2 protein-coding genes are annotated in these 2,286 nt (G+C 69.6%); both read right to left on the bottom strand.

What is annotated here, in order from left to right:
- The coding region (locus tag AB0J87_RS64340) for an aldehyde dehydrogenase family protein (protein ID WP_363985905.1) at positions 1–1,391 on the bottom strand (1,391 nt) is incomplete at its 3' end.
- 2 nt (positions 1,392–1,393) lie between these two features.
- Positions 1,394–2,286 (bottom strand): deoxyribose-phosphate aldolase (gene deoC, locus AB0J87_RS64335; protein ID WP_363985903.1); only part of this gene is annotated, 893 nt, incomplete at its 5' end.

Raw genomic sequence — 2,286 nt, 5'->3', positions numbered from 1 at the left:
CCGCCTTCGCGGCCATAGCCGGACTCCTTGTAACCGCCGAACGGCGAGGCCGGATCGAACTTGTTGAACGTGTTGGCCCACACCACCCCGGCCCGCAACCGATCAGCCATCCACAGGATCCGCGACCCCTTCTCCGTCCAGATCCCCGCCGACAACCCATACGGCGTGTTGTTGGCCTTCTCCACCGCCTCGGCCGGCGTGCGGAACGTCAGCACCGACAACACCGGCCCGAAGATCTCCTCCCGCGCGATCGTGTGCGACTGCGCCACCCCCGTGAAGATCGTGGGCGGGAACCAGAACCCCCGCTCCGGCAGCTCGCAGGCAGGCGACCAGCGCTCGGCGCCCTCCGACTCCCCGACCGCCGACAACTCCCGGATCCTGGCCAGCTGCTCCGCCGAGTTGATCGCCCCGACGTCGGTGTTCTTGTCCAGCGGATCACCCACCCGCAGCGTGCCCAGCCGCCGCTTCAACGCCGCCAGCAACTCCTCCTGGACCGACTCCTCCACCAGCAGGCGCGAGCCGGCGCAGCACACGTGACCCTGGTTGAAGAAGATCCCGTTCACGATCCCCTCCACCGCCTGATCGATCGCGGCATCGGCGAACACGATGTTGGCCGCCTTGCCACCCAGCTCCAAGGTCAGCCTCTTGTCCGTGCCGGCCACCGCCCGGGCGATGATCCTGCCCACCTCGGTCGAACCGGTGAAGGCCACCTTGTCCACATCCGGATGCGCCACCACCGCCGCGCCCGTCTCGCCCGCGCCGGTCACGATGTTCACCACCCCCGGCGGCAGATCGGCCTGCCGGCAGATGTCGGCGAACCACAACGCCGACAACGGCGTCGTCTCGGCCGGCTTGAGCACCACCGTGTTCCCGCACGCCAACGCCGGCGCGATCTTCCAGGCCAGCATCAGCAGCGGGAAGTTCCACGGGATCACCTGCCCCGCCACCCCCAGCGGCTTCGTGCCGAACCCGGCATACTGCAGCTTGTCCGCCCAGCCCGCGTAGTAGAAGAAGTGCGCCGCCACCAGCGGCACATCCACATCCCGCGACTCCCGGATCGGCTTGCCGTTGTCCAGCGACTCCAGCACCGCCAGCTCACGCGCCCGCTCCTGGATGATCCGCGCGATCCGGAACAGATACTTGGCCCGCTCCACCCCCGGCAACGCCGACCAGCCGCCGAACGCCTTGCGGGCGGCCTGCACCGCCCGATCCACATCATCGGAAGAGGCCGTGGCCACCTCGGCCAGCGTCTCCTCCGTCGCCGGGTTGATCGTCTTGAACGGGGTGCCCGCCCCGTCCACGAACTCGCCGTTGATGAACAGCCCGTACGACGCCTTGAGGTCGACCAGGTCACGCGACTCGGGCGCGGGGGCGTACTCGAAGATCGCCATCATCAGTCCAGGGTGAAGTAGTCGGGACCGGCATACCGGCCGGTGGCCAGCTTCTGCCGCTGCATCAGCAGATCGTTCAGCAGCGAGGAGGCGCCCAGCCGGAACCACTGCGGCGACAGCCAGTCATCACCGGCCGTCTCGTGCACCAGCACCAGATTCTTGATCGCGTCCTTGGTGGTACGGATGCCGCCCGCGGGCTTGACGCCCACCTGCCGGCCCGTCACCTCGCGGAAGTCCCGCACCGCCTCCAGCATGATCAGCGTCACCGGCAACGTCGCGGCCGGGGCCACCTTGCCGGTGGAGGTCTTGATGAAGTCGGCGCCGGCCAGCATCGCCAGCCAGGACGCGCGCCGCACGTTGTCGTAGGTGGCCAGCTCGCCGGTCTCCAGGATCACCTTCAGGTGCGCGCCGCCGCAGGCCGCCTTGACCGCGACGATGTCCTCCCACACCTTCAGGTAACGGCCGGACAGGAACGCGCCCCGGTCGATCACCATGTCGATCTCATCGGCGCCCGCCGCCACCGCCAGCGCGGTGTCGCTCACCTTGACCTCCAGCGAGGAACGGCCGCTGGGGAAGGCGGTGGCCACCGAGGCCACCTTGACCCCGGTCCCGGCCAGCGCCCCGACCGCGACCTCGACCAGGTCGGGGTAGACGCACACGGCCGCCACCGGGCCGGCGCCGCCGCCGGGGTGGACGGCCTTGGTGCACATCGCCCGCACCTTGCCGGCCGTGTCGGCTCCTTCGAGGGTGGTCAGGTCGACCATGGAGATGGCCAGGTCGATGGCCTGTGCCTTGGCGGTGGTCTTGATCGAACGGGTGCCGAGCATCGCCGCCCGCTGGTCCGCGCCGACCCGGTCAACCCCGGGCAGGCCGTGCAGGAAAGCTCGCAACGCCG

It is taken from the genome of Nonomuraea sp. NPDC049625 (assembly GCF_040675285.1).
GTDB classification, from domain to species: domain Bacteria; phylum Actinomycetota; class Actinomycetes; order Streptosporangiales; family Streptosporangiaceae; genus Nonomuraea; species Nonomuraea angiospora_A.
The sequence above is the reverse complement of the archived record's forward strand: the minus strand, read 5'-3'. Positions and strand labels throughout refer to the sequence as shown.